The sequence below is a fragment of the Thauera sp. genome (assembly GCF_035444905.1).
In the GTDB taxonomy this organism is placed as follows: Bacteria; Pseudomonadota; Gammaproteobacteria; order Burkholderiales; family Rhodocyclaceae; genus Thauera.
In genome coordinates this window covers 1-1,889 of the sequence record NZ_DAOMPS010000133.1, presented here as the reverse complement: position 1 = coordinate 1,889, position 1,889 = coordinate 1, and the positions used below count along the sequence as shown (strand labels likewise).

Annotated in this window: 2 protein-coding genes; both read right to left on the bottom strand. The window is 66.4% G+C overall.

What is annotated here, in order from left to right; all coding sequences use genetic code 11:
* On the bottom strand, positions 1-558 hold a 558-nt coding region (locus PLC66_RS22580), incomplete at its 3' end, for a site-specific integrase (RefSeq protein ID WP_324544420.1).
* On the bottom strand, positions 555-1,808 hold the full coding sequence (locus tag PLC66_RS22575) for a site-specific integrase (protein WP_324544419.1): 1,254 nt from the start codon (positions 1,806-1,808) through the stop codon (positions 555-557). The genes PLC66_RS22580 and PLC66_RS22575, both read right to left, overlap by 4 nt.
* Positions 1,809-1,889: the final 81 nt, after the last annotated feature.

Sequence of the window (1,889 nt, the reverse complement as noted above, 5' to 3'; positions counted from 1 at the left end):
GGCACTCGGGTGCAGCGGCACCAGGCGCGACTTGCCGAACTTGCTGCAGCGGACGGTCAGCACGCCGACACTGAGGTCGACGTCCGCGTCGACCAACGCCAGGGCTTCGGAGATGCGCAGACCCGTACAGGCGATCAGTCCGAACAAGGTCCGCATGACGGTACTGCGCAGCGGCGGCCCGAGCCGCCCGGCGGCGTCGAGCAAGGCCTCGATCTCCTCGTCACGGAAGATGTGCGGAGTGATCCGGCCCGGGACCGGCCCGAAGGTCGCCTCGTCGGGGACCTCGGTAGCCGGCTCGAACTGCTGCAGCCAGCGCGTAAACGGCCTGAACAGACGTAAGGCGCGAGCCGCCGTGCCTCGATCCCCTCGGCCACCCTTGACCTGCCGCGCCCAGGCAGCCATCACCTCGACGGTAAGCGGTCCGTGGTGACCGACTGCCTCGACATAGCGTGCGAACCGGGCGAGCGCCTGACCCATGTGCTGAAGTTCGAACCCGAGGCGACGGCGCTCGGCCAGATACGTCTCGATCCGCTCGGGAAGGGAGATGTGGGTGCTCATGCTGGACTCCCTGGCCAGGGCAAGGCGACTTCGACCAAGCCAGCGCGATCGGTCTTCGCGTAGATGAGCGAAGTGTTCAGCGAGCGGTGCCGCAGCACATCGGCGACTTCCTTGATCGAGCCCCCGCTGTTGACCAGCCGACAGGCCAAGGTGTGGCGCAGGGCGTGCGCCCGGCCATGCGGGATACCGGCGCGGCTGAAGGCGTCGCGGATCACCCGATGGATGGCATCCACGCTGATCGGTGCATCGTGTGGCGCCAAGGAACGCACGAACACGGACCGGTTGCTGGTGAGCGGTCGCTCGTGGCGCAGGTACGCCTCCAGCGCCTTGCCCGTGGGGACTGGCAGTGGCAGCACATCCTGGCGGCGAGACTTCGTCCGCCTCAGCGTGAGCGTGCCGTTCTGCCAATCGATGTCGTCCAGTTGTAGCCGGTTGATCTCGATACAGCGAAGGCCCAGATCGAGGGCCAGACGGACGATCGCATAGCCGCGCTTGGGCGCGCGCAGCGCCGGGGTGAATGAATTGAGGACACGGCCGACCTCACGCGACTGCAGCGCGCGTGGCAGCGACGCATGCGTCCAGTTGGCGGGCGAAGCGATCACGCCCAGCAGGGCTTGCACCGAATCACCGCACGTAGCCCGCCAGCGCAGATAGCCACGCAAGGCGGCGTTGATGGTCACCGCGTTGCTGATCGTGTTGCGCAACTCCAACTGCTCGGCGACGAAGCGGCGGATGTCCTGCGGTTGCAGTTCTTGCAGATTCAGAGGATGGCCCGCGAATTTGTGCACGAGCAGCCGCTCGATGATCCGCAGTCGGACCGAACGGGTGCCGCTGGCCAACCCACGGGTATCGAGCATGTATGCGTCGTAGCGGCTCAGCTCTTCGGCGATCGGACCCGACGGTGTCGGCAAGTCCGCGATCACGCCGCGCTGGCGAAGAATGGCCAGCAGGGGCATCAAAGCCGCATGTACCTCGCGCGGACGGCGCATCACCGGTCCTCGGCAACCACAGTGCGGCAGGTGATCCTGAAGAAACTGATCGATGCGGCTCTCGTCGAGCCGGTCGACCGGCAACCGGCACAGCGACATCCAGTGAGCGAAGTGCGCGACGGCGTTCAGCCATCGCCGGCTCGTGCTGGATGCGTAGCGACCGCGCTCCAGCCGTTCGACGTAGGCCGGCACATACGCAGCCAGCGGACCGTCGAGCAACCAGCCTTGCAGCACCGCATGCAGGGAAGGGATCTTGGGCATGGCAAACTCCTATCCGGAAGAGGAGTTGCCGTGCTGCGCCAGCGCCGGAATTATGTCCAGCCCCGGGTTCGTCGACGCTAC

Bases quoted from the DNA above. Each gene is read 5' to 3' on its own strand.
- PLC66_RS22575 (WP_324544419.1), bottom strand. From the start codon at position 1,808: ATGCCCAAGATCCCTTCCCTGCATGCGGTGCTGCAAGGCTGGTTGCTC.